Source organism: Sphingomonas sp. S6 (assembly GCF_043498045.1).
Taxonomy (GTDB): Bacteria; Pseudomonadota; Alphaproteobacteria; order Sphingomonadales; family Sphingomonadaceae; genus Sphingomonas.
Genome location: NZ_JBIEOE010000004.1, coordinates 374,467 through 400,672 on the forward strand (window position 1 = coordinate 374,467; position 26,206 = coordinate 400,672).

The 26,206-nt window shown below is 68.7% G+C and carries 26 protein-coding genes; 6 read left to right on the forward strand and 20 right to left on the reverse strand.

The window, feature by feature from the left end; genetic code table 11:
* Positions 1 to 378: 378 nt before the first annotated feature.
* From ACGVWT_RS09535 to ACGVWT_RS09545, 3 genes are all read right to left on the reverse strand, one after another.
* Positions 379 to 1,776, reverse strand: coding sequence for a UdgX family uracil-DNA binding protein (locus tag ACGVWT_RS09535; protein WP_315460773.1), 1,398 nt, complete (start codon positions 1,774 to 1,776; stop codon positions 379 to 381).
* 153 nt (positions 1,777 to 1,929) lie between these two features.
* Positions 1,930 to 2,412, reverse strand: coding sequence for a hemerythrin domain-containing protein (locus ACGVWT_RS09540; protein ID WP_315460772.1), 483 nt, complete (start codon positions 2,410 to 2,412; stop codon positions 1,930 to 1,932).
* 64 nt (positions 2,413 to 2,476) lie between these two features.
* Complete coding sequence (locus ACGVWT_RS09545; protein WP_315460771.1) at positions 2,477 to 3,724, reverse strand: putative DNA modification/repair radical SAM protein; 1,248 nt, start codon at positions 3,722 to 3,724, stop codon at positions 2,477 to 2,479.
* Positions 3,725 to 3,842: 118 nt separating this feature from the next.
* Here ACGVWT_RS09545 and ACGVWT_RS09550 point away from each other — a divergent pair, with 118 nt between their 5' ends.
* Complete coding sequence (locus ACGVWT_RS09550; protein ID WP_315460770.1) at positions 3,843 to 4,049, forward strand: hypothetical protein; 207 nt, start codon at positions 3,843 to 3,845, stop codon at positions 4,047 to 4,049.
* Here the strand turns inward: ACGVWT_RS09550 and ACGVWT_RS09555 are convergent.
* From ACGVWT_RS09555 to ACGVWT_RS09570, 4 genes are all read right to left on the reverse strand, one after another.
* Positions 3,991 to 7,380 (reverse strand): chromosome segregation SMC family protein, encoded by a 3,390-nt coding sequence (locus tag ACGVWT_RS09555; RefSeq protein WP_315460769.1) that lies wholly within the window; start codon positions 7,378 to 7,380, stop codon positions 3,991 to 3,993. The two genes, ACGVWT_RS09550 and ACGVWT_RS09555, sit on opposite strands and share 59 nt — an antisense overlap.
* 201 nt (positions 7,381 to 7,581) lie before the next feature.
* On the reverse strand, positions 7,582 to 8,316 hold the full coding sequence (locus ACGVWT_RS09560) for a thioredoxin domain-containing protein (protein WP_116460380.1): 735 nt from the start codon (positions 8,314 to 8,316) through the stop codon (positions 7,582 to 7,584).
* Positions 8,317 to 8,339: 23 nt separating this feature from the next.
* Positions 8,340 to 9,008, reverse strand: a complete 669-nt coding sequence (locus ACGVWT_RS09565) for a thioredoxin domain-containing protein (RefSeq protein ID WP_315460768.1) — start codon at positions 9,006 to 9,008, stop codon at positions 8,340 to 8,342.
* A complete protein-coding gene (locus tag ACGVWT_RS09570) occupies positions 9,008 to 9,520 on the reverse strand; it encodes a DUF721 domain-containing protein (protein WP_116461350.1) in 513 nt (170 codons plus the stop codon). The genes ACGVWT_RS09565 and ACGVWT_RS09570 overlap by 1 nt, the downstream gene beginning before the upstream one ends.
* Before the next feature lie 59 nt (positions 9,521 to 9,579).
* Here ACGVWT_RS09570 and mutY point away from each other — a divergent pair, with 59 nt between their 5' ends.
* From mutY to nudC, 3 genes are read left to right on the forward strand one after another with little or no spacing between them, the layout of a single operon-like run.
* Positions 9,580 to 10,605, forward strand: coding sequence for an A/G-specific adenine glycosylase (gene mutY / locus ACGVWT_RS09575; RefSeq protein ID WP_315460767.1), 1,026 nt, complete (start codon positions 9,580 to 9,582; stop codon positions 10,603 to 10,605).
* Positions 10,602 to 11,963 (forward strand): serine hydrolase domain-containing protein, encoded by a 1,362-nt coding sequence (locus ACGVWT_RS09580; protein ID WP_315460766.1) that lies wholly within the window; start codon positions 10,602 to 10,604, stop codon positions 11,961 to 11,963. The genes mutY and ACGVWT_RS09580 overlap by 4 nt, the downstream gene beginning before the upstream one ends.
* Complete coding sequence (gene nudC / locus ACGVWT_RS09585; RefSeq protein WP_315460765.1) at positions 11,960 to 12,853, forward strand: NAD(+) diphosphatase; 894 nt, start codon at positions 11,960 to 11,962, stop codon at positions 12,851 to 12,853. The genes ACGVWT_RS09580 and nudC overlap by 4 nt, the downstream gene beginning before the upstream one ends.
* 32 nt (positions 12,854 to 12,885) lie before the next feature.
* Here nudC and ACGVWT_RS09590 read toward each other — a convergent pair whose 3' ends face one another.
* Positions 12,886 to 14,196: a glycoside hydrolase family 130 protein gene (locus tag ACGVWT_RS09590; RefSeq protein WP_315460764.1), complete on the reverse strand. Its 1,311-nt coding sequence runs from the start codon at positions 14,194 to 14,196 to the stop codon at positions 12,886 to 12,888.
* Between the two features lie 180 nt (positions 14,197 to 14,376).
* On the opposite strand from ACGVWT_RS09590, the gene ACGVWT_RS09595 reads away from it, so the two are divergent.
* Positions 14,377 to 15,375: a sugar kinase gene (locus ACGVWT_RS09595; protein ID WP_315460763.1), complete on the forward strand. Its 999-nt coding sequence runs from the start codon at positions 14,377 to 14,379 to the stop codon at positions 15,373 to 15,375.
* Here ACGVWT_RS09595 and rarD read toward each other — a convergent pair.
* Complete coding sequence (rarD, locus tag ACGVWT_RS09600; RefSeq protein ID WP_315460762.1) at positions 15,342 to 16,250, reverse strand: EamA family transporter RarD; 909 nt, start codon at positions 16,248 to 16,250, stop codon at positions 15,342 to 15,344. The two genes, ACGVWT_RS09595 and rarD, sit on opposite strands and share 34 nt — an antisense overlap.
* An 82-nt stretch (positions 16,251 to 16,332) precedes the next feature.
* Between rarD and ACGVWT_RS09605 the strand changes: the two genes are divergently transcribed.
* Positions 16,333 to 16,563 (forward strand): hypothetical protein, encoded by a 231-nt coding sequence (locus tag ACGVWT_RS09605; protein ID WP_244056883.1) that lies wholly within the window; start codon positions 16,333 to 16,335, stop codon positions 16,561 to 16,563.
* Between the two features lie 278 nt (positions 16,564 to 16,841).
* Here ACGVWT_RS09605 and ACGVWT_RS09610 read toward each other — a convergent pair whose 3' ends face one another.
* The 11 genes from ACGVWT_RS09610 to ACGVWT_RS09660 form a co-directional block, all read right to left on the reverse strand.
* Positions 16,842 to 17,264, reverse strand: coding sequence for a MarR family transcriptional regulator (locus ACGVWT_RS09610; protein ID WP_017980246.1), 423 nt, complete (start codon positions 17,262 to 17,264; stop codon positions 16,842 to 16,844).
* A 101-nt stretch (positions 17,265 to 17,365) separates the two neighbouring features.
* The gene (locus tag ACGVWT_RS09615) at positions 17,366 to 17,692 is read right to left on the reverse strand and encodes a hypothetical protein (RefSeq protein ID WP_394426127.1); all 327 of its coding nucleotides are present in this window, start codon (positions 17,690 to 17,692) and stop codon (positions 17,366 to 17,368) included.
* A 17-nt stretch (positions 17,693 to 17,709) separates the two neighbouring features.
* On the reverse strand, positions 17,710 to 18,723 hold the full coding sequence (locus tag ACGVWT_RS09620; RefSeq protein WP_315460760.1) for a chemotaxis protein CheB: 1,014 nt from the start codon (positions 18,721 to 18,723) through the stop codon (positions 17,710 to 17,712).
* A gap of 41 nt (positions 18,724 to 18,764) precedes the next feature.
* Positions 18,765 to 19,208, reverse strand: a complete 444-nt coding sequence (locus ACGVWT_RS09625; RefSeq protein WP_017980243.1) for a chemotaxis protein CheW — start codon at positions 19,206 to 19,208, stop codon at positions 18,765 to 18,767.
* A 20-nt stretch (positions 19,209 to 19,228) separates the two neighbouring features.
* The gene (locus ACGVWT_RS09630) at positions 19,229 to 19,609 is read right to left on the reverse strand and encodes a response regulator (RefSeq protein WP_017980242.1); all 381 of its coding nucleotides are present in this window, start codon (positions 19,607 to 19,609) and stop codon (positions 19,229 to 19,231) included.
* Between the two features lie 29 nt (positions 19,610 to 19,638).
* Positions 19,639 to 20,208, reverse strand: coding sequence for a chemotaxis protein CheD (locus ACGVWT_RS09635; protein WP_315460759.1), 570 nt, complete (start codon positions 20,206 to 20,208; stop codon positions 19,639 to 19,641).
* On the reverse strand, positions 20,205 to 21,227 hold the full coding sequence (locus ACGVWT_RS09640; RefSeq protein WP_116460390.1) for a chemotaxis response regulator protein-glutamate methylesterase: 1,023 nt from the start codon (positions 21,225 to 21,227) through the stop codon (positions 20,205 to 20,207). Before ACGVWT_RS09640 ends, ACGVWT_RS09635 begins: the two co-directional genes overlap by 4 nt.
* Positions 21,224 to 22,090, reverse strand: coding sequence for a protein-glutamate O-methyltransferase CheR (locus ACGVWT_RS09645; RefSeq protein ID WP_315460758.1), 867 nt, complete (start codon positions 22,088 to 22,090; stop codon positions 21,224 to 21,226). The genes ACGVWT_RS09640 and ACGVWT_RS09645 overlap by 4 nt, the downstream gene beginning before the upstream one ends.
* Positions 22,087 to 24,315 carry a chemotaxis protein CheA gene (locus ACGVWT_RS09650; RefSeq protein WP_315460757.1) on the reverse strand — a complete coding sequence of 743 codons (2,229 nt, stop codon included), beginning with the start codon at positions 24,313 to 24,315 and terminating at the stop codon, positions 22,087 to 22,089. Before ACGVWT_RS09650 ends, ACGVWT_RS09645 begins: the two co-directional genes overlap by 4 nt.
* Before the next feature lie 11 nt (positions 24,316 to 24,326).
* Positions 24,327 to 24,611: an STAS domain-containing protein gene (locus tag ACGVWT_RS09655; protein WP_315460756.1), complete on the reverse strand. Its 285-nt coding sequence runs from the start codon at positions 24,609 to 24,611 to the stop codon at positions 24,327 to 24,329.
* A 56-nt stretch (positions 24,612 to 24,667) separates the two neighbouring features.
* Positions 24,668 to 26,107 carry a methyl-accepting chemotaxis protein gene (locus ACGVWT_RS09660; protein WP_315460755.1) on the reverse strand — a complete coding sequence of 480 codons (1,440 nt, stop codon included), beginning with the start codon at positions 26,105 to 26,107 and terminating at the stop codon, positions 24,668 to 24,670.
* Positions 26,108 to 26,206: the final 99 nt, after the last annotated feature.

The following is a 26,206-nucleotide window of genomic DNA, read 5'->3' on the forward strand; positions in this document are numbered from 1 at the left end:
AATGTGATCCGGTGCTGAGAAAGAAGGGGTGGGCATAGCCCCTACGCTAACTTGTCACCCCAGCGTAGGCTGGGGTCTTTCGTGGCTCGTGCCGCGCGTTGCAACGGGGAGATCCCAGCCTTCGCTGGGATGACGGGTGTTGCATGCGGGCGGATAACCCCGTTGCTGCCCGCTTTATGCGAAACGATGGGTGTAGGACAGGGGGCGGGGATTTACGCTTCTGTGCCAACGTGTTGCTGCGGGGGGCGTCCAACAGGGTCGTTGCAGCGAGACGACACGGCTTAGGCTGACCGGGTTTAGGGCATCGCATACATAGCGGGCCGTTTCCGCATACGGTCCGTTGGTCGTATCTTCCGCCTTCCGGGGGCGGACGCAGCGTCAGCCTAGCGCCGCCTTGGCCTGTTTCAGGTCCTCGACGAAGCGGGCATATTCCTCGGCCTTTTGCGTTTCGTCGGGCAGGCGCAGCAGATAGCTGGGGTGGACGGTGATCCAGGCCTCGCCGCCCTCGGGGAGGGTGATCGCTTTGCCGCGTTCGCGGCCGATCGTGACCGTCCGGCCCAGTATGGAACGTGCTGCGGTGGCGCCGAGCGCGACCGTGACGCGGGGGCGGATGAGCATCTGTTCCTGTTCGATCCACCAGCGGCAGGCCTGGATTTCGCCCGTGTCGGGCTTGGCGTGGATGCGCCGCTTGCCCCGCTGTTCGAACTTGAAGTGCTTCACCGCATTGGTGACGTAGACGCGGGCGCGGTCGATCTCGGCTTCGGCGATCGCGCGGTTGAAGACCTGCCCGGCGGGGCCGACGAAGGGGGTGCCAGCGAGGTCCTCCTGATCGCCCGGCTGTTCGCCGACGAACATCAGCGGCGCATCGACCGGGCCTTCGCCGAAGACGGTCTGCGTCGCATGTTTGTAGAGGTGGCAGCGGGTGCAGGTCGCGGCCTCTTCGCGCAGCGCCGCCCAGGCAGCGGTGACATTGTCGCCGATCGCTGGCGCCTCGCGTGACTGGGTGATCATGCCGCTTTCCCGCGCCTGTGCGCCGGCGATCAGCTGCCCGACCAGCGCGGTTTCGGGCATGTTCTTCCAATATTTGCGCGGCATCTCCTTCAGCATTGCGCCGATCTTGACGCGCGCGGGGTTAAAGATGCTGGCGTAATAGGTCTTCCACACCTCTTCGGTGGGATCGCCATCGGGGGCATCAGCCTTTTGCGCGCCGGGTCCTTCGGCCAGCGCCTTGCCGTCCCAGTGGAGCGACACCTCCGGCGTCAGGATCGACCAACGCATGCTGGCGAAGCGATTGACGAAGAAGGCGGCGTTGGCGCGGACGATATGGTGTTCGGGTTCGAACCAGGCGACGTAGCGCGTGCCCTCATCGTCCTGTTCCTCGCGGAAGCGGAGGAAGGCGCGCATCTTGTGGATGTCGCGGCGAACCGATTTGGCGAGGCCTTCGAGACGGCGGACGAGCGGGTCGGCCTGATCCTCGATCAGTTTCGGTTCGCGGCGCAGGCGGGCGAGCGCGGTGTAGAGGAGCGCGAACCGTTCGGGATCGCTGGAGAGCACGACGCTGCGCGCGAGATCGATGAAGGCGCGGGGGACGGACACGGTGCCGCCGGCGGGCGGCGGGGCGGGGGCGGCGTCTGCGGTAGTGGCGAACAGGTCGGCGGGGGTGTCGCCGACCTGCCAGACGATATCGTCGGGGGGGACGTCGGCGGCGGCGAGCGGGCGGGCGGCGTCGCGCCACGCGTCGAAGTCGTCAGGGGTGGGGAGGGTGACTATGCGCATGGTACCCCTTCGTCACTCCGGACTTGGTCCGGAGTCCACCTTGCCGCGAGGGAACCGCAAGAGGCTCCAGCCACCCCCCCTCGCCGCGGAGTGGACCCCGGAACGAGTCCGGGGTGACGAGGTGTTTGGGGTAGGCGTACCGAACCGCACCGGTCAGTCGCGGTCGTCGCCGCCGGCGGGCTTTTCCTTGGCGAGCTTCAGTTCCTCGGGCTTGCGCTCTTCGTAGATCTCGGCGAGCTTCTTTTCGGTCTTGGTGTCGAGTTCGTCGGCCGCGGCGGGGAACATCTCTTCCTCTTCCTCGGTGATGTGGTGTTCGTAGCGACGGCGCATGTGGAAGAATTTCTCGTTCCATTCGTCCGATGACACCTCCAGCTCGGTCATCTCGGCGAGCAGGTCGTCGACCTCCTTGTGTTCGGAAACCGAATGGCGGGCATCGTCGCGTAAGTCGGGATCGCGCAGCATCGTGGCGTAGAGCGATTCCTCCTCGGCGGCGGCGTGGCTCTGCACCTCGAGGCGGAAGTCCTCGAACAATTTGCCGCGCTTGGCCGTGTCGGTCAGCTCGGCAAGCTCCTTCAGCATCTTGCGTTGCTTGTCGTGATCCCGCTTCAGGTCCGCGTAAATTGCTGCCAGCGCCATGGGTGTGTCTCCTTCGCATCGCCCAACCGGCGAGCGCGCGCGGCGTTTCACCCGCGAGTCATTCTCAGGCGGCGAAGAGTTCGAGCTGCTGCTTTTTCGGCGCGACGAGGGGAGTCAGGTCGGCGCGGTCGCTGAGCAGCACCGGGCGCCAGTCCTCTGCGACGATGAACGGGCGGACCTTGGCGACGCTGACCGTCAGGCGCGCGACGTCGTCGAGGCGCAGGCGGCGCCAGCGGCGCGTCGCAACGATGCGGTCGACCGCCTTCACGCCGAGGCCGGGGACGCGCAGCAGCATCTCGCGGGGCGCGCCGTTGACGTCGACGGGGAAGCGGTCACGGAATTTGAGCGCCCAGGCGAGCTTCGGGTCGATGTCGAGCGGCAGCATGCCGGTCGCATCGTCCGCCGCGGCGACGACCTCTGCCGGACTGTAATCGTAGAAGCGCATCAGCCAGTCGGACTGGTAGAGGCGATGTTCGCGCATCAGCGGTGGGCGCTGCAACGGCAGCACCGTGCTGGCGTCGGGAATGGGGCTGAACGCGCTGTAATAGACGCGGCGCAGTCCGAAGCGATCGTAGAGCGTCGAGGCGCGCGCGACGATCTCGCCATCGGTGGCAGCGTCGGCGCCGACGATCATCTGCGTCGACTGGCCGGCGGGGGCGAAGCGGGGGGCGGATTTGTACTTCTTGCGCGCGTCGCCATTGTCGGCGATCGCACCCTTCACGTCGCGCATCGCGCCTTCGATGCGGGTGCCGTCCTTTTCGGGGGCGAGGCGCTTCAGGCCGCTGACCGTTGGCAGCTCGACGTTGATCGAGACACGGTCGGCGTAGAGGCCGGCCTGGTGGACGAGTTCGGGATCGGCGTCGGGGATCGTCTTCAGATGGATGTAGCCGCGAAAATGGTGATCTTCGCGCAAGCTGCGCGCGACCTCGACCATCTGCTCCATCGTATAGTTCGACGATTTGATGATGCCGGACGAGAGGAACAGGCCCTCGATATAATTGCGCTTGTAGAAGGCGATCGTCAGGTCGACGACCTCCTTGGCGGTGAAGCGCGCGCGGCGGACGTTGCTGCTCTTGCGATTGATGCAATAATGGCAATCGAAGATGCAGCTGTTGGTCAGCAGGATCTTGAGCAGGCTGATGCAGCGACCGTCGGGCGCGTAGGCGTGGCAGATGCCCATGCCTTCGGTCGAGCCCAGCCCCTTGCCGTCGCGGCTGTTGCGCTTGGCGGTGCCCGACGAGGCGCAGGACGCATCGTATTTCGCGGCGTCGGCGAGAATTTCCAGCTTCTGGCGGGTGTCGAGCTGGGCCATGCGTTCGATATACGTTCCGCGGTTGCTGCCGACAAGGGGCGGAGGCAACACGATTTTTGGTCTCAGTCATCGGCCCGCAATGATGGTGCGCGATAAGGTTCGCCAAGGAGAGTCGGAGATGACGACAGAGGACATGCCCTATCTGTCCGCGCGCTCGTTCGCCGAAGCGGTGCGATCGATCCAGGCGGACCATCCCGCTGCGGCGGCGGCGCATCAGGCGATGTGCCTGGCCTATACCGGCCGCGTACTCGCCGGCCTGCGCGAGGCTATTCCGCCGCGAGCAGGCTGGTCGCGCCGCCCAGATCGACCGATACCAGCCGGCTGACGCCACGTTCGACCATGGTGACGCCGAACAGGCGGTGCATGCGGCTCATCGTCACCGCATTGTGCGTGACGATCAGATAGCGGGTCTGCGTTTCGCGCGTCATCCGGTCGAGCAGATCGCAGAAGCGTTCGATATTGGCGTCGTCCAGCGGCGCGTCGACCTCGTCGAGGACGCAGATCGGCGCGGGGTTGGTGAGGAATAAAGCGAAGATGAGCGCGACCGCCGTCAGCGCCTGTTCGCCGCCGGATAGAAGCGTGAGCGATTGCAGGCGCTTGCCGGGTGGCTGCGCCATGATCTCCAGCCCGGCCTCGAGTGGGTCGTCCGAATCGACCAGAGCGAGATGGGCGGCGCCACCGTCGAACAGCGTGGTGAACAGGCGGCGGAAGTGGCCGTCGACCGCTTCGAAGGCGGCGGTGAGGCGCTGGCGGCCTTCGCGGTTGAGCAGGCCGATCGAGCCGCGCAGGCGATTCACCGCCTCGATCAGTTCGTCGCGCTCGGCGGCGTTGCTCTTGCCGGTGGCTTCCAGCTCGGCGAGTTCGCGTTCCGCGACGAGGTTGACCGGGCCGATGCGCTCGCGATCGGCGGTGAGGCGCTCGTGCGTGGTGCTTTCGGCGGCGGGGGTGCCGACGTCGGCGCCGGCGAAGCCGAGCCGCTCGGGCAGCACGGGCGCGGGGCATTCGAAGCGTTCGCCCGACAGGCGGCCCATCTCGACCCGGCGCAGCTCCTGCGATTCGAGGCGGGCGGCGGCGCCGGCGCGGGCTTCGCGGGCCTGCGACAGCGCCTCGATCGCGCGGCGCTGCGCGTCGTCGGCGCGGCGGGCGGCGGCATCGGCGTCGCGTTCGGCGGTGGCTTGCGTGTCCGCCTCGCGGCGGGCGGCGTCATGTTCGGCATGGGCGGTGGCGATGGCGGCATCGAGCGCGGCGGGGCGGTCGGCGGCGTCGGCAGCCTCCTTGGCGAGGGCGACCTCGCGCGCGTCCATGTCGGCGATGCGCTTGGCGGCCTCGCCTGCGCGGGCGCGCCAGCTGCGCGTGTCGGCCTGGGCGGCGGCGAGACGTTCGCGGTTGGATTGCACGGCGCGATCGAGTGCGGTGCGGTCTCCACGGGCCTGCGCGACGGCGATGCGGCAGCGGTCCGCGACCTGCGACAAAGCGGCGACTGCGGCGGCGCTGTCACGGCCATCGGGCAGGGCGGCGCGGGTGGCCTCGGCGGCGGTGCGGTCGGCTTCGGCTTCGTCGTGCTCGCTGGCGATGCGCAGCGCGCGGGCGTCGAGATCGGCGCGCTGGCCGGCGAGGCGGTCGAGCGCGGTGGTGGCGCGGTCTTCGGCGCGTTCGGCGTCGCGGGTGGCAGCGTCGGCCTGGGTTAACGCGGAGCGGCCGGACTGGGCGGCGGTGCGAGCGGCGGCGATGCGGCGGTCGATGTCGGCATGGGCGGCAGCGGCGGCCTCTGCCGTGGCGGCGGCGGCGGGGCGGGTGTCGCGGAGGGCTTTCAGGCGGTTGAGGCGTTCGAGCCGCTCTGCCGCGGCGGCGCCATTGCCGGTGGCGACATGGCCGTCCCAGCGGCGCGTGTGCCCGGCGGGGGTGACGAGGCGCTGGCCGACCGCGAGCGGCTGGCCATCGTCTACATCGGCGACGAAGGATTGGGCGAGGCGGCGGGCAAGCGTGGCGGGGGCGGTCACGTGGTCGGCGAGCGGCGTCGTGCCCTCTGGCGGGGCGGGATCGCCGGGCTGCGGCGTGGCGCCTTCCCACGCGGCGGGGTCGCCGTCGAGCTCGTCGCCGAGCGCCGCGGCAAGCGCGCGTTCGTAGCCGGCGGCGGAGGCGAGGTGGTCGAGCAGCCTTTCCTTGCCCGTCCGCTGGGTGGCGCGGGTAAGCGCGGCGATCTCGGCATCGATTTGCGCAAGGTCGGCACGCGCGGCGGCGCGGGCGGTTTCGGCGGCGTCGCGGCCGGCGATGGCGGCGCGTTCCTCCGCCTCCGCCTGCGCGAGGAGGGCGCGGGCCTCTTCCGCGTGGGCAAGCGCCTGTTGCCGGTGCGTGGCGGCCTCGTCGCGCGCGGCGGTGAGGGGGGCGGCGTCGCCCAGAGCGGCGAGCGCCTGTGCGAGCTGTGCGACCTCGCGGCGGGCACGGTCGGCGCGGGTGCGGGCGGCGGCGAGCGCGGCATCGGCGACGCGGGTCTCGGCGGCTTCGCTCGCCTGGCGGGCGAGGCCCTGGGCGAGCGCGACCTCGGCATCGCGGGCGTGGCGTTCGGCCTCGGCGAGTGTCGCGTCGAGGCGGGGGGCCTCGTCGGCGGCGGAAAGGATCGCGCGGTCGAGCGCCTTCACCTCGTCGGCGAGGCGGGCGAGCGCCTGCGCGGCATCGGCGGCGAGCGTGCCTTCGCGCGCGCGATCGTCGGCGATGCGGCGGCGGGCCTCGTCCAATTCGCTTACCCGGCGCGCGGCGGCGGCGCGTTGCGCGCGGAGCGTGGTGAGGCGGTGGCCGAGGTCGTTGGCGGCATCGCGCGCAGCGAGCGCGGCGGCGCGGGCGGTGGCGACCGCGGTCATGGCTTCGGCCTGCGTCGCGGCGGCGATGCGTTCGGCGTCGGTCGTCTCGGCGACGCGGGTGTCGGCGGCGGTCGCTTCGGCCCGCGCGGCATCGGCGGCGGCGGCAGCATCGCGCCAGCGTGCGAAGATCATCCGCGCTTCGGCGATGCGGATCTTCGCCGACAGCTCGCGATAGCGTTCGGCGGCGCGGGCCTGGCGGCGCAGCGCGGCGGCGCGGGCGTCCTGATCGGCGATCAGTTCGCCGAGGCGCTCGAGGTTCGCCTCGGTCGCGCGGAGTTTCTGTTCGGCGTCCTTGCGGCGGACGTGGAGACCGGCGATCCCCGCGGCTTCCTCCAGCATCGCACGGCGTTCGGCGGGCTTCGCCGCGATGACCGCGCTGATCCGGTTCTGGCTGACGAGGGCGGGGCTGTGCGCGCCGGTGGCGGCGTCGGCGAACAGCAGCGCGACGTCCTTGGCGCGCACGTCGCGGCCGTCGATGCGATAGGCGCTGCCGGCGCCGCGTTCGATGCGGCGGACGACCTCGCGCTCGTCACCGTCAGCGGCGTCGAGCAGGATCGACACTTCGGCAAAGGCGCGCGGCGGGCGCGTCGCTGTGCCGGCGAAGATGACGTCCTCCATCCCCGCGCCGCGCAGCGACTTGGCGCTCGATTCGCCCATCGTCCAGCGGAGCGCTTCGAGCAGGTTGGATTTGCCGCAGCCGTTGGGGCCGACGACTCCGGTCAACCCCGGCTCGATATGGAGGTCGGCGGGGTCGACGAAGCTTTTGAACCCGGCGATGCGGAGCCGCTTGATCTGCACGTGGGAGGGGTGGCTGTTCTATTGTGCGGTGGCAAGCGGGGCGGGGGATTTTGATTCACGCGAAGACGCGAAGAGACGCAAGGCACCCGAAGCGCCAAGCCCATGATCGTCGCCCCAGCGCAGGCTGGGGCCTCCCGGTGCTCTTGTCGCGCAATCACCCGGAGATCCCAGCCTGCGCTGGGATGACGCCTGGATCAAGACTTACGCGCCGGCGGCCTTGAGCAGCGGTTCGAACTGGCTCCAGCTCGTCACGTCGCTCTTCTTGCCGTTGATGATGAGCGTCGGCGTGCCCGTGACGGTGCCGTCGGCGCCCTTGTCCTGCGTCTGCTTGGTCCAGCGGTCGATCTGGCTCATGTCGCCCAAGCACTGCATCGCCTTGGCTTCGGGGATGCCGCGCTGCTTGGCGAAGTCGATCAGGCCCATCTGCTGCGCCATCATCTTGATCGCATCGACCGGCTTGGCGGTCTGCAACTGCTGCTGCTGCGCCGGCGTCATCGCCTGGAGCTTGTTGAGGAAGCCTTCCTGCGACTGATACATCTGTTCGAGGATCGGGAAGAAGGCGGCCTTGTCGGCGCAATTGCCGAGCAGCGCCGGCGGCACGTCGGGGGCGCCGTGGACCAGGAATTCGCGATATTCGAAGCTGACCTTGCCGCTCTTCACGTAGTTCATCAGCGATTCGAAGCCGTCGCGCGCGAAGGCGCCGCAGACCGGGCACAGGCGCGAGCCATATTCGACGACCTTGATCGGCGCGTTCGGGTTGCCGACGATCGTGCCTTCCGCGGTGCGCGAGACGACGTCGGTCCAGTTCTGGCCCGATGGCGCGGCGACGGCTGCGACGGGGCTGGCGGGCGCGGCGGGGGTGCCGGTGCCCTCCTTCGAACAGGCGTTGAGCGCCAGCGGCAGGACGAGCAAAGCGGCGGTGAGGCGGGTCTTCATGGCGTTACGCTCCATCACGAAAATCACTTGAGGCCCTTGGCACGCAGCACGGGGGCGAGGGTGCTCCAGTCGCCCGGCGGTTGCAGCGCGCCGTCGACATAGAAGCTGGGGGTGCTGTTCACCTCGATCGGCGCGTCACCGGTCATCGCGGTGATCCGCGCGACTTCTGCCTTGTCCGCGAAACAGGCGGTGATACGCGCCGGCGTCAGGCCGCGTGCGCGCATCGCGGCGGTGAGGCCGCCGGCATCGGCATAGGTGCGCGCCTGGACGATCGGCGGCTTGGTGTCGATATCGGGATGCGCCTGCTGGTACTCGCCGACTTTCTTCAGCCACACCGGCTGCGTCGCGAAGATCATCGCATGCGCCGCCGCGAAGCCGCGGGGCCCGGCACAGCGGGCGAGGATCGCCGCGCCGAGATCGGCGGGATCGCGGATCAGGTGGCGGTATTCGAGGCTGAGCCCGCCCGAGCGGATCATCTTGCCCTTCAGCTCCGGCTCGCTCTCCTTGGCGAAGACCGCGCAATGCGGGCAGGTGTAGCTGCCATATTCGATCAGCTTCACGCGCGCGGCGGGATTGCCGAAGACATAGGCGCCCTTCGCGGTCTGGCGCGCGGGTGCGGCCGACCAGTCGGTGACGGGCGCGGTGGCGGCGACCGTAAGAAGCGCGATCGGAAGCAAACGGGAAAGCGTCATCAGCTGATCCTGGGCAGGGTGCGCGGCGCGTGGACACCGGCGGCGAGGGCTTCGAGCACGGCGCGCAATTCGGGGTCGGCGATCGTCTTCAGCCCTTCGCCGATCTCGGCCGGGGCCTCGCGCGGGGCGGCGGGCGCGCTGCGCGGCATGCGCTTGGCGACTTCGCCCTGGCGGATCGTCAGTTTCGCGACCGCGGCATAGCCGAAGAAGCGGTTCACGCGCTCGACGATCTCGGGCGCGATATGCTGCATCATCGGGGCATGCGCGCCGCGCACGACGATGGTGAGCACGCCGTCCGCCTTCTGGCCCGGCGGGAAGCGCAGCGATTCGGGTGCCGATGCTGCCGCCCAGCGCTCGCCGACGATCTCGGGCCAGCGGGTGACGAGCGCGCTCTGCACGAAGCCGAATCGCTTGAACGCGGCACCGTGGATCGCGGGCAGCAGTTCGCTGACCGCGCGGGCGCGATTCTGGCGGGGGGCTTCGGTGTCGGTGGCGCGGGCGCGCTTGCTCATCTGCGGCTCCATGCCATAGCGGATGCGTGGACGCTACACGCTCTTATCCCGATCCCGCCATGATCGCCCCCGCCCTGCTCGCCTGGTACGACGTCCACCGCCGCGCGCTGCCGTGGCGGGTGCTGCCCGGCGAGACGGCGGACCCGTATCGCGTGTGGCTGTCGGAGGTGATGCTGCAGCAGACGACCGTGGCGGCGGTGCGACCGCGGTTCGAGGCGTGGGTCGCGCGCTGGCCCGATTTCGATGCCCTCGCCGCGGCGGACGAGGCGGAGGTGATGGCCGCCTGGGCGGGGCTGGGGTATTACGCCCGTGCGCGCAATCTGGTCGCCGCCGCCAAGGTCGTGGTGGCGGAACATGGCGGCGCTTTCCCGTCGGACGAGGCGAGCTTGCGGACGCTGCCGGGGCTGGGCGCCTATACCGCGGCGGCGGTGGCGGCGATCGCCTTCGGGCAGCGCGCCGTAGTGGTCGATGCCAATGTCGAGCGCGTCGTCGCGCGGCTGTTCGCGATTCGCGAGGCGTTGCCGGGCGCGCGGGTGGCGATCCGCGCGGCGGCCGATCGGGTGACGCCGGACGCGCGGGCGGGCGACTTTGCGCAGGCGATGATGGATCTGGGGTCGGGCATCTGCACGCCGAAGAAACCATCGTGCCTGCTCTGTCCGTTGCAGGGCGAATGCCGGGCGTTCCGCGAGGGCGATCCGGAGCGGCTGCCGGTGAAGGCGGCGAAGAAGGCCAAGCCGCAGCGGCACGGCACGATCTTCTGGCTGGAGCGTGACGGCGCGGTGTGGCTGGTGCGGCGGCCGGGCAAGGGGCTGCTCGGCGGCATGCGTGCGCTGCCGACCGGGCCGTGGGCGGATGCGCCGCCGGGCCTTGCCGATGCGCCAGTGGCGGCAGCGTGGGAGTTGCGCAACGCAACTGTCGCGCACGGTTTTACCCATTTCGATCTGCAACTGGCGCTTGCCGTCGCGGAAGGCGAGGGCCATCACCCGCTTAACGGCGAATGGTGGCCGATCGACGATCTGGATCGCGCCGGCCTGCCGACGCTGTTCGCAAAAGCCGCCGCGGCGGTGCTGAGGAGGGATGGATGAGGCGCGTTCACGGGATCGTCGGTGCTGGTCTGGTCGCGCTGGTCGCGAGCGCGGGGTTTGCGGGGCAGGCACGCCAAGCCGCACCCGCGCCCGCGCCTGCAATCGCGCAGCGCGGGTCGGTCGACACGCTGGGCCGCGCGGTGCTGCCGGGCACGCAGGCGCTGTTCGATGGCTATGTCCGCGATGACAAGATGCCGGGCATCGTCGGCGCCTTCGGTGTGGGCGATCGGCCGACCTGGTTCGTCTCTGCCGGGCGGATCGCCACCGACGCCAACGCACCCGCTGCCACCCCCGACAGCCTGTGGCGCGTCTATTCGATGACCAAGCCGGTGACGGCGATGGCGGCGATGATCCTGATCGAAGAGGGCAAGATCGGCCTCGACGACCCGCTGTCGAAATATATCCCTGCGTTCAAACAGATGCGCGTCTTCACCAACCCGGACGTGACACTCGATTCGGTGCCCGCGGAGCGTGAGATCACGATCCGCGAGTTGCTGACCCATACGTCGGGCCTGGGCTATAACATCAACGCCAAGGGCCCCCTGCTCAAGCTGCTGGAGGCGAAGGGTATCGTGCCGGCGGCGGTGAATACGCGGATCGAGGCGGCGGCGCGCCGTACCCGGCCCGCGACGCTCGCCGACTTCGCCGATCGCGTCGCGAGCATCCCGCTCATCTACCAGCCGGGTACGCGCTGGCATTATTCGATCGGCCTCGACGTGATGGGCCGCGTGATCGAGGTGGCATCCGGCATGCCGTTCGATCGCTTCGTCCAGCAGCGCCTGTTCGACCCGCTGAAGATGACGTCGAGCTTCTGGACCGTGCCGGCCGGCGATGCGTCGCGCCTGGCGACCAATTATGCGATCGTCGGCGATCAATTGTCGCCGCTCGATCCCGGCGCGACCTCGGTATGGCTGAAGCCGCCGAGCTTTCCCTATGGTGGCGCCGGCCTGGTCATGTCGGCGCGTGACTATGACCGGTTCCTGCATATGCTGGCCGATGAGGGTACGCTGGACGGCGTGCGGGTCATGAAGCCCGAGACGGTGCGGCTCGCCATGTCGAACCTGCTGCCGGCGGGCGTCACCTTCGGCGGGGTGGAGGGCAATACCGGCGGGACGCAGGCCGCGACGCCGATGGGCTTCGGCGCGGGCGGTTCGGTGTATCTCGCCGACGGGCCGGGGGGCATGCCCTCCAAGGGAACCTATGGCTGGGGTGGTGCGGCCGGCACGGTCGCGTTTGTCGATCCGGTGAAGAAGGTGCGGGGCACGATCATGGTCAATTACTTCCCCGCCGATCGCTGGCCGGTGCGGCAGGAGACGGTGCGCGCGCTGGCCGCCGATCTGTCGCGGTTCAAGCGGTGAGCGTCGCGCCTGGGTTTACGGCCATCGGGTTCACCGGCGGCACGCTCGATCGCGCCGATGCGCTGCGCCACGATCCGGCGGCGCTGGCGGCGAAGCTCGACTGGCGGGCGCGGTTGTTGCGGCTCGACGGGTTGATGCCGGCGGCGGGGGACGACGGGCGACTGGTGTGGGACAGCCTTGCCGCTCTGCCGGAGGACGCCGAGGTCATCCTGCTGGGGCTGGACGAGGCCGGCCGCGCGCATGTCGCCGCGCTGCTGCCGCAGAGTGGCGAAGGCACGGTGCCCGCGATGCGCAGCCCGGCGCTGATGGGGCTGCTCGCCAGCCTTCAGCCGGGCGAGGCGGCGACCTATGCCGCGGCGCGCAGCCTGATCGACTGGCACAGCCGCCATCGTTTCTGCGCGCGCTGCGGCGGTACGACGCACCTGTTCCGCGGCGGCTGGGGGCGGCAGTGCGACGTCTGCGCGACCGAGCATTTCCCGCGCGTCGACCCCGTCGTCATCATGATCGCGGAGCACGACGGCCGCGCGTTGCTGGGCCGCGGCAAGGGCTGGCCGGAGGGACGCTATTCGGCGCTGGCGGGCTTCGTCGAGCCGGCGGAGTCGGTGGAGGAAGCGGTGGCGCGCGAGATCGTCGAGGAGGCGGGCGTGCGCGTCACCGACGTGCGCTATGTCGCGAGCCAACCCTGGCCGTTCCCGTCTTCACTGATGATCGCCTGCATCGGCCAAGCGAAGGACGATACGATCACGCTCGATACCAACGAGCTGGAGGATGCGATCTGGGTCGACCGCGCGACTGTGCGCGCGGTGCTCGCGGGCGAACCGGGGCCGTTTCTGCCGCCACCGCCCTATGCGATCGCGCATACGCTGCTGACGGTGTGGGCTGACCAATAAGGTCCTCCCCCTGGCGGGGGAGGACTTTTGGGTCAGCGCATGGCGGCGACGAGGTCGTCCAGCGGCGCGATGGCGAAGCTCGTCATGTCGTCGGCGAGGGCATAGGGGAGCAGCAGCGTGCGGCCGCGGACCATGGCGCCGCAGGAATAGACGACGTTCGGAACATAGCCGTCCCAGGTTTCGCCATCGGGTGCGATCAGCGGTTCGGGCAGGCGGCCGAGCACCTTCGTCGGATCGTCGCGGTCGAGCAAGGCGGCGCCGATACAATAGCTTCTGACCATGCCGACGCCATGGGTGAGGACCAGCCACCCTTCGTCAATTTCGATGGGCGAGCCGCAATTGCCGATCTGCACGAATTCCCAGGGGTATTCGGGCTCCATGATCCGGACCGGGCGGTCCCAGGCGAGCGGGGTGTCGCTGGTGGCGTACCACAGGTTTTCGTTGTCATGGCGGAACAGCGCGGCGAACTTGCCGCCGATCTTGCGGGGGAAGAGCGCCATGCCCTTGCCGCTCGCCACGGGTCCTTCGACCGGGTGCATGTGGAACAGGCGGAAATCGTCGGTCTGGAGCAGTTCCTGCCGCGCGCTTTCGGCGCAGACGGCGGTGTAGCTGCCCATATAGGTGGTGCGGCCGTCATCCTCGCGGAACTGGACGAGGCGCAGGTCCTCGATCCCGCGGCTCTGGCTGGGGACGACGGGGAACAGCACGGTTTCGGATGGCTCGCGCGCATCGCGGCAATTGAGCTGGACCAGGGCCTTGGCGCCGATCTGGCGGACGAGCTCGGGATCGGGCTCTTCCACCACCGGCGGCACGCCCTGCGGTCCGGGCGGATGGAGGACGAGGTCGTCGTCGTCCGGCCCCCAGGTGCCCGTGCGGAAGGTGACGGACGACAAATGCCCCTCGCCGATCCCGCGCAGCGACAGGACGAAGCGGATCGCGCCGTCCGCGCAGTCGCTCTGGTCGGGATGGGGGACGATGCTGGGGTTGAACAGCGCGGCGGCTTCGAACGAATATTCGGCGCTGCAATAGCCGCCGATCAGCATGCGGCGCGATTCCGACAAATCGGGCGGCAGGTCCAGTTGCGCCGCGACCTCGTCGAACCGGCGCAGCAGCAGCGCCGGCACCTCGCGATGGCGGGCGCCGAGGCCCTCGACAATCACCTCGACCAGTTCGGCGGTGCGCGCATCGTCGAGCGCAAGCAGGCGGTCGACGATACGGTCGCCGCGCGGCGCGCCCTCGACCGCAAACGGGCCGGGGTCTTCGGGCAAAAAGGGGCGGATTACGGTACGCTTGGGATCGGGAAGCAGCGTCGGCTTCAGATGGCGGACGAACGTTGCGGCCAAGGCACCCTCCAGAGGTTGTCGCGATAGACGCGCGAACCGGTGCGGCGGGTCCGTCGCCTATCGTTCCATCGTGTCAGGAAGTATTGCCGGTCTTGCCATTCCCATATCGTGGATATTCTTTTCATCTATTCGAATGGGTGGCGACGTGGCAGGCGGGAAGCGGAGACAGGGAGGGGAAGCATGGGGACGTTGCTGGCATTCGGCGAGATCATGCTGCGCCTGTCGCCGCCGGGGCGCGAGCTGCTGTTGCAGACGCCGAAGCTGGACGTCTGGGTCGCGGGGGCCGAGGCGAATGTCGCGACGGCGCTTGCGCGGCTGGGCCATGACGTGCGCTTTGCCAGCCGGGTGCCGGACAACGACCTCGGCCGATCGGCGATCGCGACGTTGCGCGGGCATGGCGTCGATACGCGCGGCATCGCGCTGGGCGGCGCGCGCATGGGTCTGTATTTCGTCACCTCCGGCGCGGGCATGCGCGCGACCGAGGTGATCTACGACCGGGCGCATTCCGCCTTTGCCGAGGCGCCCGTCGCGGGCTGGGATTGGGACGCGCTGCTCGACGGGGTCGACGGGCTGCATCTGTCGGGCATCACCCCGGCGCTGGGCGCGGTGGCGGCACAGAGCGCGATCGCGGCGGTCGAGGCGGCGGCGGCGCGCAACATCCCGATCTCGTTCGACGGCAACTACCGCGCGAAATTGTGGGAGCGGTGGGATGGCGATCCGCGTGCCCTGCTGACGCAATTGGTCGCGCGCGCCAGCCTGTTGTTCGGCAACCATCGCGACATCGCGCTCCTGCTCGGCACGCCGTTCGAGGCGGGCGATGCGCGCGCCGCGGCGGAGGCTGCGTTCGCGGCGTTTCCGATGCTGCAGACGATCGCCTCGACCGCGCGGACGGTCGAGAATGTCGATCTCCACTATCTGTCGGCGCGGATCGATACGCGCGAAACCTGGGTGGAAACGCCGCAGGTGACGCTTGCGGGGATCGTCGACCGGATCGGCGGCGGCGATGCCTTTGCCGCGGGCGTGCTGCATGCGCTACGGCGGGGGCAGGGGATCGCGGCGGCGGCGGAGGCGGGCGTGGCGCTGACCGCGCTCAAACATTCGCTGCCCGGTGATGCCGCGCTGTTCCGGCAGGCGGACCTGGACGCCTATCTGGCGGGCGGGCTCGACGTGCGCCGCTGAGCCGCCGCGGCGGCGACGCTGCTCCAGGCATACAGGCCGCACCCCGCCCAGATCAGCGCGAAGGTGGCGAGCTGCGCCGGGCGTACGGGCTCGTGATAGAGCAGCACCGCTTCGAGGAACTGGAGCGTCGGCGCGATGAACTGGAGCAGCCCGATCGTCGTGTAGCGCAGCGTGCGCGCGGCCGCGGCGAACAGCAGCAGCGGCGCGGCGGTGACGGGGCCGGCGAGGACGAGCAGCAGGTCCATCGATGTACCGCTACCGAAAGCGGCGGTGCCGTTGCGCCCGGCGACGATCAGGATCGCGAGCGCGACCGGTGCGATCAGCGCGGTCTCCACCGTCAGCCCGCCGAGCGAATCGATCGCGCAGATCTTCCGAAGGAAGCCGTAGAAGGCGAAGCTGAACGCGAGGGCGAGCGAGATCCAGATCGCGCCGCCGCCGTTCAGCGCGAAGATGAGGACGCCGCAGGCGGCGAGGCCGATCGCGATGGCCTGCACCCGGCCCAGCCGTTCGTGCAGCAACAGCGTGCCGAGCGCGACATTGACCAGCGGGTTGATGAAATAGCCGAGGCTCGCTTCGACCAGATGCGCGTTGTCTACCGCCCAGATGTAGACGAACCAGTTGATCGCGATCAGCGTCGCGCTGCCCGCCAGCATCAGCAGCGTGCGGCCACGGGCGACGGCCAGCAGCGGGCGCAGTCGCCGGGTGGCGACGACGATCACCGCGAGCAGGACCAGCGACCAGAGCACGCGGTGCGCGATCACCTGGAGCGGCGGGACGCCGGACAGCAGGTGCAGGTAGAGCGGCAGCGCCCCCCACAAGGTATAAGCGCCGATGCCCTGGAGCAGGCCGGTGCGGGTGGAGGAGGCGGCGGACATGGTGCGCGCTGTGCCGGGTCGATCGGGGTGAGGCAAGCGCGCGGCGCTTTTCCTCGGCCGGTCAGGCGGCTAGGGGCAGGCGATGACCAGCGGTGCGCTTCACGACCTGTTTCTGTCGACGCTGATTCGTCGGGCCGGTGGTAACCGGCGGCGCTGGCGGTTGGTGACGGGGGACCTGCGCGTCTACCCCATTGCCACCCATCCGCACTGCAACTGGTCGGTGACGCCGTCCGGCACCGCCGCCGAGAACGATATCGTCGAACGGATCGCCGACGATCTGCGTGCCGCACATCCCATCCTTGTCGAAGGTTAGATATCCGTCGTCGCGCAAACGATTATCTCCGGAACGGTTGCTTTCAAAACCGACCGAGCATAAACGTCGATTGCCGACATGACATAACTGTCATGTCGATGGGTTCTTATTGGGAAAGAACGGGATGGCGCCCGAGACGCACGAGCGGATATGCACCCAATTGTCCGAGGTGCTCGTGCTGTTAGATCAGCAACATTGTCCAGTCGCGGCCCTGTACGTCGCCCATGCGCTCGACGCGCTGTGCTATGCGCCCAGCGACCGCGGAGACCCGGGATCGTCTACGGTACTACAGTGATGTCGGTCAGCCAGGTGCGGATGATCTGACGGGCACGATCGCTCAGCGCCAGCATCGTCACGCGCCGATCGGTGATATCGTCGCTGCCGTCGATCAGGCCACGCTCCTGCAACAGCTTCACCCAGCGTAGCGCCGTGGTGCGCGGCACGCCGGCGGCGGCGCAACAGGCGTTGGTGGTGACCGCGCGGCCGCCTTGGCCTTCGGCGAACAGGAACAGCATGATATCCAGGCCGGGATTGGCGAACAGCGACGCATCGAGATGCGTGGTCAGCCGCCGGCGCGATGCCGTGAAGGCCCGTGCGAGCGCGTAGAGATGTTCGTCCGGCGTCGCGCTCACCGCAATGGGTGAGAGCAGCCCGTTATTGGCATTCTGATCGCTAAACAGAGCGGCGTCCTGTCCTCGCATTGCGCTTCCCATCGTGCCCCGCTTTTGGTTTCGCTGTTAGCGCATAAACTTAGCGGGTCCGAAATCAAGTGGTGTCGTGCGAGACTAAATCGGTCAACCGATCATTCGGTGGGGTCGATCGGTACCCCTTCGGCACGATAGCGATCGACCGCGCGGCGGATATTGCCGCCCATTTCCTCCAGCGTCACCGCGGCGATCCGCTGTTCGACCGGGGCGCAGGAGCGCAGCAGGTCGGCGACCGCCAGCTGCGCCTGCGTGATCCGGTCGATCCCCTGCAGGCTGTGCATGTGGTGGCGCAGCGTGTCGGGATTGCCGGCGAGATCGAAGGCGAGGTCGGCGAGCAGGCCGGTGATCCCGACCAGCTCGTCCGCCAGCGCATGGGCAAGGGCCGGTTCGCAGCCCGGCGTGATCGGGGTGGCGGATCCCATATCGACGGGCAGCCCGATCACTTGTTGCACAGTTTCAGAAGGGTGCGGGCGAGCTGGTCCGCCGGAACCGGCTGGTTCGCCATGCGCCGTGCCATCGTATAGCCCTGGCTCCGATCCTCGGCCGGCGTGATGTAGAAGCCGTTGCCCGCCGACAAAGCGCGCACGCCGGCGTCACCGTCCTCGCCATCCGCGCCCAGCAGCAGGCCGACCGATTCGGCGCCCGCCGCTTTGGCGACCGAGGCGAACAGGATCGAGATCGACGGCCGCTCGCCCGCAACCGGATCGCGCGGCAGCATGCGCAGCTTGCCGTTCGGCCACGAATCGACGACGACATGCGTCTCGCCCGGGGGCGCGAGATAGATGGCTCCCTGTTCGACCGGCATGCCGTCTTCGGCCAGCACGATCTTGGGCGCGATTTCCGCGGCCAGCTTGTCGATCATCGTACCGGCGAGGCCGGCGCCCAGATGCTGGACGACGACGGTCGGCGGGCAGTTCGCCGGGAAGGCGCCGAACAGTTCGAACAGCGTCTGCGTCGCCGCGGCCTCTCCGCCGATCGCGAGCAGGCGGCCGTTCCAGTCGAGCGGCGGCGAGGCCACCACCTTGGTCGCGCCAGCAGCCTTTACCGCGGCGCCCTTGGCGGCCTTGATCCGCTTGCCGAGCTTGGCGAGAATCTTGTCGAACTCCGCCGCCACGGCGACCTTTGGCTTGGGGAAACAGTCGATCGCGCCCAGCCGCAGCGCCTCGATCGATGCTTCCGCCCCCGCCTCGGTCCGCGTCGAGAACATGATGACCGGCATCGGCCGCTGTTCCATCAGCTCGGCGAGATATTCGAGGCCGCTCATCCCCGGCATCTCGACGTCCAGCGTCATGACGTCGGGAACCAGCTTGTCGCGCATGACGCGGGCTTCCTCAGCGCCGTCGGCCGAACCGACGACGGTGACGCCCGGAATGCGTTCGAGAGCGCCCGACAGCAGCGCGCGCATGGTGAGCGAATCATCGACGACGAGAACTTTAACCGGGGCGGCGGCCATGCCTGTTATCCTTGGGTAACGAGAAGACGGAAGGTAATCGTTCAGGCAGCGTCGGAGAGGGAAGCCGAGCTATCGACCAGCCGCTCCAGCGCGAGCACGAGGATCAGCCGCTGATCGATCGTCGCCAGTCCTTCAAGGAATTGGGCGGCGGGCGTTTCGCCGATATCGGGCAGCGGTTGCATACCATCGTCAGGAATGCTGACGATATCGTTGACGGCGTCGACGATAAGTCCCTGCAACTGTTCGCCGATCCGCACGACGATGATGACGTGGCGCGACGACGGGTCGGTCGAACCCCAGCCCAGGCGATGGCTGAGATCCAGCACGGGCAGCACGACGCCGCGCAGGTTGACGACACCGCGCACATGCGCCGGCACGTTGGGCAGCGGCGTGGCCGGCGACCAGGCGCGGATTTCGCGAATCGCCATGATGTCGACGCCGAGAACCTGTTCGCCGATCTGGAAGGTGATGAGCTGACGGGACATGATGTTATTCCTGTTGCAAATCAGTGCAGGACGCGGCGGATCGCCGCAGCGAGCTTGTCAGGATGGAACGGCTTGACGATCCAACCTGTAGCGCCCGCCGAGCGCGCGCGCTGCTTCTTTTCATCCGAGCTTTCCGTGGTGAGCACCAGGATCGGCAGGTTGCGATGCCGGTCCTGTTCGCGCACCTTTTCGATCAGGCCGAAGCCATCGAGACGCGGCATGTTGATGTCGGTGATGAGCAGGTCGGGACCGTTGCCCGACGAACAGGCGCCACCGAGCCGTTCGAGCGCGTCGACGCCGTCTTCGGCCTCGAGGACGTTATAGCCCATGTCGGTCAGTGCTGCCTTCAGCAGCATCCGCATACTGGGCGAATCGTCCACGGTCATGATCATGCTGGACACGGCAGTTCCTTTTTGGGGGAGGGGGTTCATCAGAAGAATTCCACATCGCCGACGGCCTCGGCGATGACGGGAGCGGGAGCGGCGACGCGCGGTTTTTCGACCGGGCGATCGGTGGCGATGCGGCAGCGGGCAAGGCCCAGCGTCGGACGGAATTCGATCCGACGGGCGCCATGGCCGCCGACGTCCTCGCCGACCAGCGCGATGCGTTCGTCGCGCAGGAAGCGGCGGGCGAACAGCGCGTTGGTCGCGCCGATATCGCGGAACCCGTCGCGCAGGCTGGCGCCGCCATAGATGCGCGCCTTCAGGTTCGATCGCGTCGCGCCCATCGACATCATCGCGTTGATCAGCACTTCCATCGCATAGACGCCGTAGCGTTGCAGCGAGCGCACGTCGGTTTCGCCACTGCCCGGCTCGGCGAGCAGAAAGTGGTTGAGGCCGCCGACCTTGGCGATCGGATCGTAGAGGCAGGCCGAGATGCAGCTGCCGAGCACGGTCGTCAGCACGACGCCGGCGTCGTCGGACACCTTGGTTTCGCCCTGCAGAATGTTGATGCGGCGCAGGCCGTCGGATGCGCGGGGAAGGTTCGACAATGGGGTCATGCACGGCACTCCGCCATCAGTCGCGCCGCGATCTTCGACAGCGGCAGCTGCGCCGTCACCGCGCCCATCTGGAACGCCGCGGCGGGCATGCCGTAGACGACGCAGCTGTCGGCATCCTGGCCGATCGTCATCGCGCCCTTGTCGCGCATCGCCTTCAGGCCCTGCGCGCCGTCGGCACCCATGCCGGTCAGGATCGCGCCGACCGCGGAGGCGCCGGCCCAGCGCGCGACCGAATGGAACAGGCGGTCGACCGAGGGGCGGTGGCCGCTCATCTTCTCGTCCTCGACCAGGCGGCAGCGGCGCAAGCTGCCGCCGGTGATCTCGGTATGATAGGCGCCGCCGGGCGCGACATAGACATGACCCACCTCCAGCGGCGCGCCGGGGCGCGCGACGCTGACGTGCGGTGCCGACAGGCGGTCGAGTCGCGCGGCGAAGGTCGGCACGTAGCTTTCGGGCATGTGCTGGACGATGACCGTCGGCGGACAGTTGACCGGGAAGCCGCCGAGCAGCTCGATCAGCGTCTCGACGCCGCCGGTCGACGATCCGATCGCGATCATCGCGTCCTGGCGCGGCACGTAATCGGCGGCGGGCGCCCGCGGCACTGGTGTCGCCTGGAAACGGGGGCGGACCCGGCTTTTCGCCGCGGCCTTGACCAGCCGCGTTAGATCGTTGCCCAGGCCACCGCCGAACGCCTGCTTGGGCTTTTCGTAGCAGTCGAACGCACCCAGTTCGAGCGCACGGATCGTCGCCTCCGCGCCTTTGCCGGTCAGCGTCGACAGCATGACGACGGGCATGGGGCGCAGGCGCATGATCTTTTCGAGGAAGTCGAGGCCGTTCATCCCCGGCATCTCGATGTCGAGCGTGATGACGTCGGGGTTGAGCGACTTGATCATCTCGCGCGCGGTCATCGGGCCGTCAGCGGTGCCGACGACCTCGATATCCGGGTCCTGCGACAGGCTGTGCGACACCATCGCCCGCATCGTCGGCGAGTCATCGACCACTAGAGCGCGGACCGTCATGCCGTCACTTTCTGAAAGGTGGTGCGGCCGACGCATGCAAAGCGTGGCGCGACCGAGTTGGAGAGCCGCTCGGAATGCCCGATGTACAGGAACCCGCCCGGAACGAGGTGGTCGGCAAGCCGGGTCTGCAGGCGTTCCTTGGTCGGTTCGTCGAAGTAGATCATGACGTTGCGGCAAAAGATCGCGTCGAACTGTCCCTTCATCGGCCAGTTTTCGAGCAGGTTGAGCTTACGGAAGGCAATGCGCTCGCGGATCAGCGGATGGACCTCCGCCTGATTGCCGTCGCGTGTCATCCAGATCGAGCGCAGCGACTGCGGCACGCCCGATGCGGTATCCAATGTGTAGCGGCCGGTCTTGGCCGCGGCGAGGATCTCGGTCGACAGATCGGTCGCCAGCACGCGCAGGTCGGTGCGCGCGAGGCGCTGGCCGTTGCCGCGTTCCTGACCGAAGATCGCCATCAGCAAGGAATAGGGTTCCTCGCCGCTGGAACAGGCCGCCGACCACAGGCGCACCTTGCCGCGCGTCGTCAGCCGCGCGTCGAGGGCGGGCCAGCAATGCTCCATGAAATGATCGAAGTGATGCGATTCGCGGAAGAAGCTGGTGTGGTTGGTGGTCAGCGCATCCAGCGCCTGCGTGCGTTCGACCGGATCGGTTGCGATCAGCGCGACATATTGGGCGAAGGTCGTCAGGCCGCAGGCGCGCACCCGCGGTGCCAGCCGGCCATAGACGAGTTGCATCTTGTTCGGCGGCAGCAGGATGCCCGCCGCCTCGTACACGAATTCGCTGATCGCCTTGTGGTCGGCGGCCTCGAACCGGAATTCGGTCGGTCGTTGCCCGTTGAGTGTCGCGGCGGCGGCGCTCATGCGGCGAGGCTCATCGGCGCGTGCGGCGGCGTGGTGTGGCGCGGTTCACGGCGCCAGCGCGAGATCAGCGCATCGACGTCGAGGATCAGCGCGACGCGGCCGTCGCCCAGGATGGTGGCACCGGCAAGGCCGGGGATGGCTTCGTAATTCGCCTCGAGGCTCTTCACGACGACCTGGCGCTGGTCCTGGATCGAATCGACCATCAGCACCGCCTGGCCGTGATCGGATTCGACCACGATCAGCACCGCGTCCTCAGGATTGGCCTGCGCGCCGCCGATGCCGAGCTGTTCGGCGATGCGGTGGACGGGCACGTACGAGCCGCGCACGTCGAGCAGCGACGCGCTGGGGCCCAGCACCTTCACGCCATCCTCGTCGGGACGCAGGCTTTCGACGATATGGCCGAGCGGGATGACGAAGGTCTGGTCGCCGACGGTCACGATCATGCCGTCGAGCACCGCCAGCGTCAGCGGCAGCGACAGCGCGAAGCTGGACCCCGAACCGAGGTTCGACGTGATGCCGATGCGGCCGCCGAGCGCCTGCACGTTCTTGCGCACCACATCCATGCCGACGCCGCGGCCGGAGATGTTGGAGACGGTCGCCGCGGTGGAGAAGCCGGGCGCGAAGATCAGGTTGTCGACCTCTTCGTCGCTCAGGATCGCATCGTGCGTGATGATGCCGCGTTCGATCGCCTTGGCGCGGACGCGCTTGCGGTCGATGCCACGCCCGTCGTCCTTCACCGTGATGACGATGCGGCCCGAATGATGCGCGGCGGAGAGCGTGACGACGCCTTCCTCCGGCTTGCCCGCAGCGAGGCGATCGGCCGGCGTTTCGAGGCCGTGGTCGACCGCGTTGCGGATCAGGTGGGTCAGCGGCTCGCCGATGCGTTCGACGACGGTCTTGTCGACCTCGGTCATCTCGCCGACGATGTCGAGGCGGACGCGCTTGCCGGTTTCGACTTCCAGTTCGCGGATGATGCGCGGCACGCGGCTGAAGACGGTCTTCATCGGCTGCGCGCGGATCGCCATCGTCGATTCCTGCAGCTCGCGCGTCAGGTGATCGAGGTCGGTCAGTTCGCTGATGCCCCCAGCGCCATGTTCGGATAGGCGCTGCGCCAGCATCGCCTGGGTGATGACGAGCTCGCCGACCAGGTTGACGAGGCGGTCGAGTTTGTCGAGGTCGACGCGGATCGTCTGCGCGGGCGGCGCGGCCGCGGGGCGCGGCGCGGCGGGTTCGGCGGGCAGAACCGTCGCCGCCGGTGCAGGCGTCGCCGGCGCGGGGGCCGCGATCGGTGCCGGCGCCGGTGCGGGTGCCGCAGCCACCGGAGCGGGCGCCGGGATAGCGGCGGGCACGGGCGCGGCGGCCGGCAGGATCTCCTCGACCGGGGCCGATGCGGGTGCGGCCGGCATGACGTCGGCGAGCATGTCGGCGATCAGATCGTCATCCGACACGGCGGGTTCGCCGATGCGGGTGACGGTGAGTTCGCAGTCGCCGATGAATTCGAAGATGCCGCGGATATCGTCCTCGGCGACGCTGCCCGGCACGATCGCGGTCCAGCCGAGATACGAGCGTTCCGGATGCAGTTCGGACAGCAGCGGCAGGCGCGACACGTCGGCGGCGAGCACTTCGCCTTCCAGCAGCGTCAGTTCGCGCACCAGCAGCAGCGGATCGCCGCCATTGTCGAGCGCAGTGACGCCGGGGACGAAGGTGACGGTCCAGTCGCCCGGATTGCCGACGCTTTCCTCCGGTTCGGGCACGCTTTCGCACATCGCGAACAGATCGTCGAAATCGTCGATCGGCGCAGGCGCGGGCGCCTCCGCCACGGGTTCGGGCGCGGACTCCGCCACGGCGCCGGGCGTCGAGGCGGCGACGAGGCGGGCGAGCATCGGGCCGTCGGCGGGCGCATCGCCACCGTCGCGCGCTGCGGCGACATGATCGGACAGCATGTCGAACGCGCCGACGATCGTACCGAGCAGGTCCGACGTCAGATCGAGCGTGCCGTTGCGCACCAGGTCGAGCAGCGTTTCATATTCATGGGTGAACGCCTGCAACCGTTCGTGCCCGAACGCGCCTGCGCCGCCCTTGATCGAATGGACCGACCGGAAGATCGTATTGATCGTTTCGTTGTCGTGCCCACCCTGGCGGACGGAGGCGAAGCTCGCCTCCATCGTCGCGAGACCTTCCTCGCATTCCTGAAAGAAGATCTGCTGGATCTCGTCGAGGTTCATCATCAATCCTTTCAGGCGCCGCAGGTCGGTTCGAGCGCGGTGTCGAGCCGGGCGACGATCATCATCCGTTCCAGCGCCTCGCTGGGCCGATCGATGCGGAAATCGAGACCGCGTGCGATCGCAGTGGTGCGGGCGCTGACCAGCACCTGGAGGCAGGCCTGGCCGACCCGGGCGACCTCTGCCGCGTCGAGGCGCAGCGCCTCACCGCGCTCGATCAAGCCGAGCAGCGCGTGGCGCAGCGGCACAGCCGCCGACGTATCGAGCGTGGGGGCAAGCGGAAGCGATGGCACGGACATACGGGTTCGACTTTCCTACGGACGGCACGACGGCGATTGGAGTGGCTGCGGACGCATCAGAACGCCGACCAATCGTCGTCCGCGATCGCCACGGCGGCGTTGCCGGCCCGGGGACGGGCGAGGCGACGGCCCGCTTCGGCGGCGCGTTGCTGAAGATGATGCACACTATTGCTGACAGAATGACTAACGACGCGCACACCATGACCGGCATCGGTGTCGCCGACGCGGAAGTGTGTGACCTGACGAGCAAGTTCGCTTGCTTCGCTAGATAGTTCACGAGCGGCGGCGGTGGCCTGTTCGACCATGGCGGCATTCTGCTGCGTCACGCCGTCCATTTCGCCGACGGCCGTGTTGACCTGCTGCAAGCCGGTCGACTGCTGCTCGGCGGCGATGGCGATTTGCGAGACCAGGCCATTGATCTCCCCGAAGCGGCCGATCAGGCGCTGCAGGGCATGGCCGGTTTCGCTGACCAGCGCGACGCCGGCATCGACCTGTTCGGACGAGGCGTTGATGCGCGTCTTGACGTCCTTGGCCGCCTCGGCCGAGCGCTGCGCGAGCGCGCGCACTTCGGAGGCGACGACGGCAAAGCCCTTGCCCGCGTCGCCGGCCCGCGCCGCCTCGACGCCCGCGTTCAGCGCGAGCAGGTTGGTCTGGAAGGCGATGCCATCGATGACGCTGATGATTTCCGAAATCTCGGCCGAGGCACGCTCGATGCCGCCCATCGCTTCGACGGCGCGGGCGACGACGGCTCCCGATTGTTCGGCCTCGGTCTGCGCGGCGGCGACCACGTCGTTGGCGCGCGTGGCACCCGCGGCGGCCTGTCGGACGGTCGCGGTGATCTCGTCCATCGCGGCGGCGGTTTCCTCCAGGCTCGCGGCCTGCTGTTCGGTCCGCTGCGACAGATCGTCCGACGCCTGCAGAATGCCCTGCGAGCCGTGGTTGATGCGCGTGGCCGCCTGATCGACCGCGGTCATCGCGGTCCGGATCGCGTCCATCGCGGCGTTGAAGTCCGCCCGCAGAGATTCGAAATCCGCCGGGAAGGCTGCGGTGATGCGGAAGGTGAGATCGCCCTGCGCGAGCGCGCCGAGCCCTTCGCCAAGCGCTGCGGCCATATGCTGCTGCGCCTCGGCGGTGTTCGCCTTTTCCATATTGGCGCGGAAGATCGCCATGGCGGTCGTCATCCGGCCGACGCAGTCGCGGTTCTCGGTATAGGCGATCGGCGAATCAAGGTCGCCGTCGGCCAGCGCCTCCATGCGCAGCACGGTGTCGACATAGGGCGTGCAGACCAGGCGCCCGGCCAGGATCGTCGTCGCGACGATCCCCGCGACGGCGGCGGCGACGACCGTGATGTCGAAGACCGGGCCGGTCGCGATCGTGCCCGTCGCGGCGCCTGCGGTGATCGTAACGGCGATGCCCCCCAGCGTCGCGTGCGTCGCGGCCAGCACCCGGAACTTGGTGCGGATGGGCGCGTGTTTTGCGAACCAATCCAATATCATCAGACCCTCCCTCAGGGCCCGGAAAGGCAAGTCCCCCCGGACCATGAGCGCGGGTTGTCGCGACACGTGTTTAACGAGCGGTTGAGCAACCGAAATGGG

Bases quoted from the DNA above. Each gene is read 5' to 3' on its own strand.
- ACGVWT_RS09570 (WP_116461350.1), bottom strand. From the start codon at position 9,520: ATGAGCAAGCGCGCCCGCGCCACCGACACCGAAGCCCCCCGCCAGAAT.
- ACGVWT_RS09605 (WP_244056883.1), top strand. From the start codon at position 16,333: ATGACCAGCGGTGCGCTTCACGACCTGTTTCTGTCGACGCTGATTCGT.
- ACGVWT_RS09565 (WP_315460768.1), bottom strand. From the start codon at position 9,008: ATGACGCTTTCCCGTTTGCTTCCGATCGCGCTTCTTACGGTCGCCGCC.
- ACGVWT_RS09655 (WP_315460756.1), bottom strand. From the start codon at position 24,611: ATGTCCGTGCCATCGCTTCCGCTTGCCCCCACGCTCGATACGTCGGCG.
- mutY (WP_315460767.1), top strand. From the start codon at position 9,580: ATGATCGCCCCCGCCCTGCTCGCCTGGTACGACGTCCACCGCCGCGCG.
- ACGVWT_RS09625 (WP_017980243.1), bottom strand. From the start codon at position 19,208: ATGTCCCGTCAGCTCATCACCTTCCAGATCGGCGAACAGGTTCTCGGC.
- ACGVWT_RS09645 (WP_315460758.1), bottom strand. From the start codon at position 22,090: ATGAGCGCCGCCGCCGCGACACTCAACGGGCAACGACCGACCGAATTC.
- ACGVWT_RS09620 (WP_315460760.1), bottom strand. From the start codon at position 18,723: ATGGCCGCCGCCCCGGTTAAAGTTCTCGTCGTCGATGATTCGCTCACC.
- ACGVWT_RS09560 (WP_116460380.1), bottom strand. From the start codon at position 8,316: ATGAAGACCCGCCTCACCGCCGCTTTGCTCGTCCTGCCGCTGGCGCTC.
- rarD (WP_315460762.1), bottom strand. From the start codon at position 16,250: ATGTCCGCCGCCTCCTCCACCCGCACCGGCCTGCTCCAGGGCATCGGC.
- ACGVWT_RS09535 (WP_315460773.1), bottom strand. From the start codon at position 1,776: ATGCGCATAGTCACCCTCCCCACCCCTGACGACTTCGACGCGTGGCGC.
- ACGVWT_RS09595 (WP_315460763.1), top strand. From the start codon at position 14,377: ATGGGGACGTTGCTGGCATTCGGCGAGATCATGCTGCGCCTGTCGCCG.
- ACGVWT_RS09540 (WP_315460772.1), bottom strand. From the start codon at position 2,412: ATGGCGCTGGCAGCAATTTACGCGGACCTGAAGCGGGATCACGACAAG.
- ACGVWT_RS09615 (WP_394426127.1), bottom strand. From the start codon at position 17,692: ATGGGATCCGCCACCCCGATCACGCCGGGCTGCGAACCGGCCCTTGCC.
- ACGVWT_RS09640 (WP_116460390.1), bottom strand. From the start codon at position 21,227: ATGACGGTCCGCGCTCTAGTGGTCGATGACTCGCCGACGATGCGGGCG.
- ACGVWT_RS09650 (WP_315460757.1), bottom strand. From the start codon at position 24,315: ATGAACCTCGACGAGATCCAGCAGATCTTCTTTCAGGAATGCGAGGAA.
- ACGVWT_RS09660 (WP_315460755.1), bottom strand. From the start codon at position 26,107: ATGATATTGGATTGGTTCGCAAAACACGCGCCCATCCGCACCAAGTTC.
- ACGVWT_RS09635 (WP_315460759.1), bottom strand. From the start codon at position 20,208: ATGACCCCATTGTCGAACCTTCCCCGCGCATCCGACGGCCTGCGCCGC.
- ACGVWT_RS09580 (WP_315460766.1), top strand. From the start codon at position 10,602: ATGAGGCGCGTTCACGGGATCGTCGGTGCTGGTCTGGTCGCGCTGGTC.
- ACGVWT_RS09610 (WP_017980246.1), bottom strand. From the start codon at position 17,264: ATGCGAGGACAGGACGCCGCTCTGTTTAGCGATCAGAATGCCAATAAC.
- ACGVWT_RS09545 (WP_315460771.1), bottom strand. From the start codon at position 3,724: ATGGCCCAGCTCGACACCCGCCAGAAGCTGGAAATTCTCGCCGACGCC.
- ACGVWT_RS09550 (WP_315460770.1), top strand. From the start codon at position 3,843: ATGACGACAGAGGACATGCCCTATCTGTCCGCGCGCTCGTTCGCCGAA.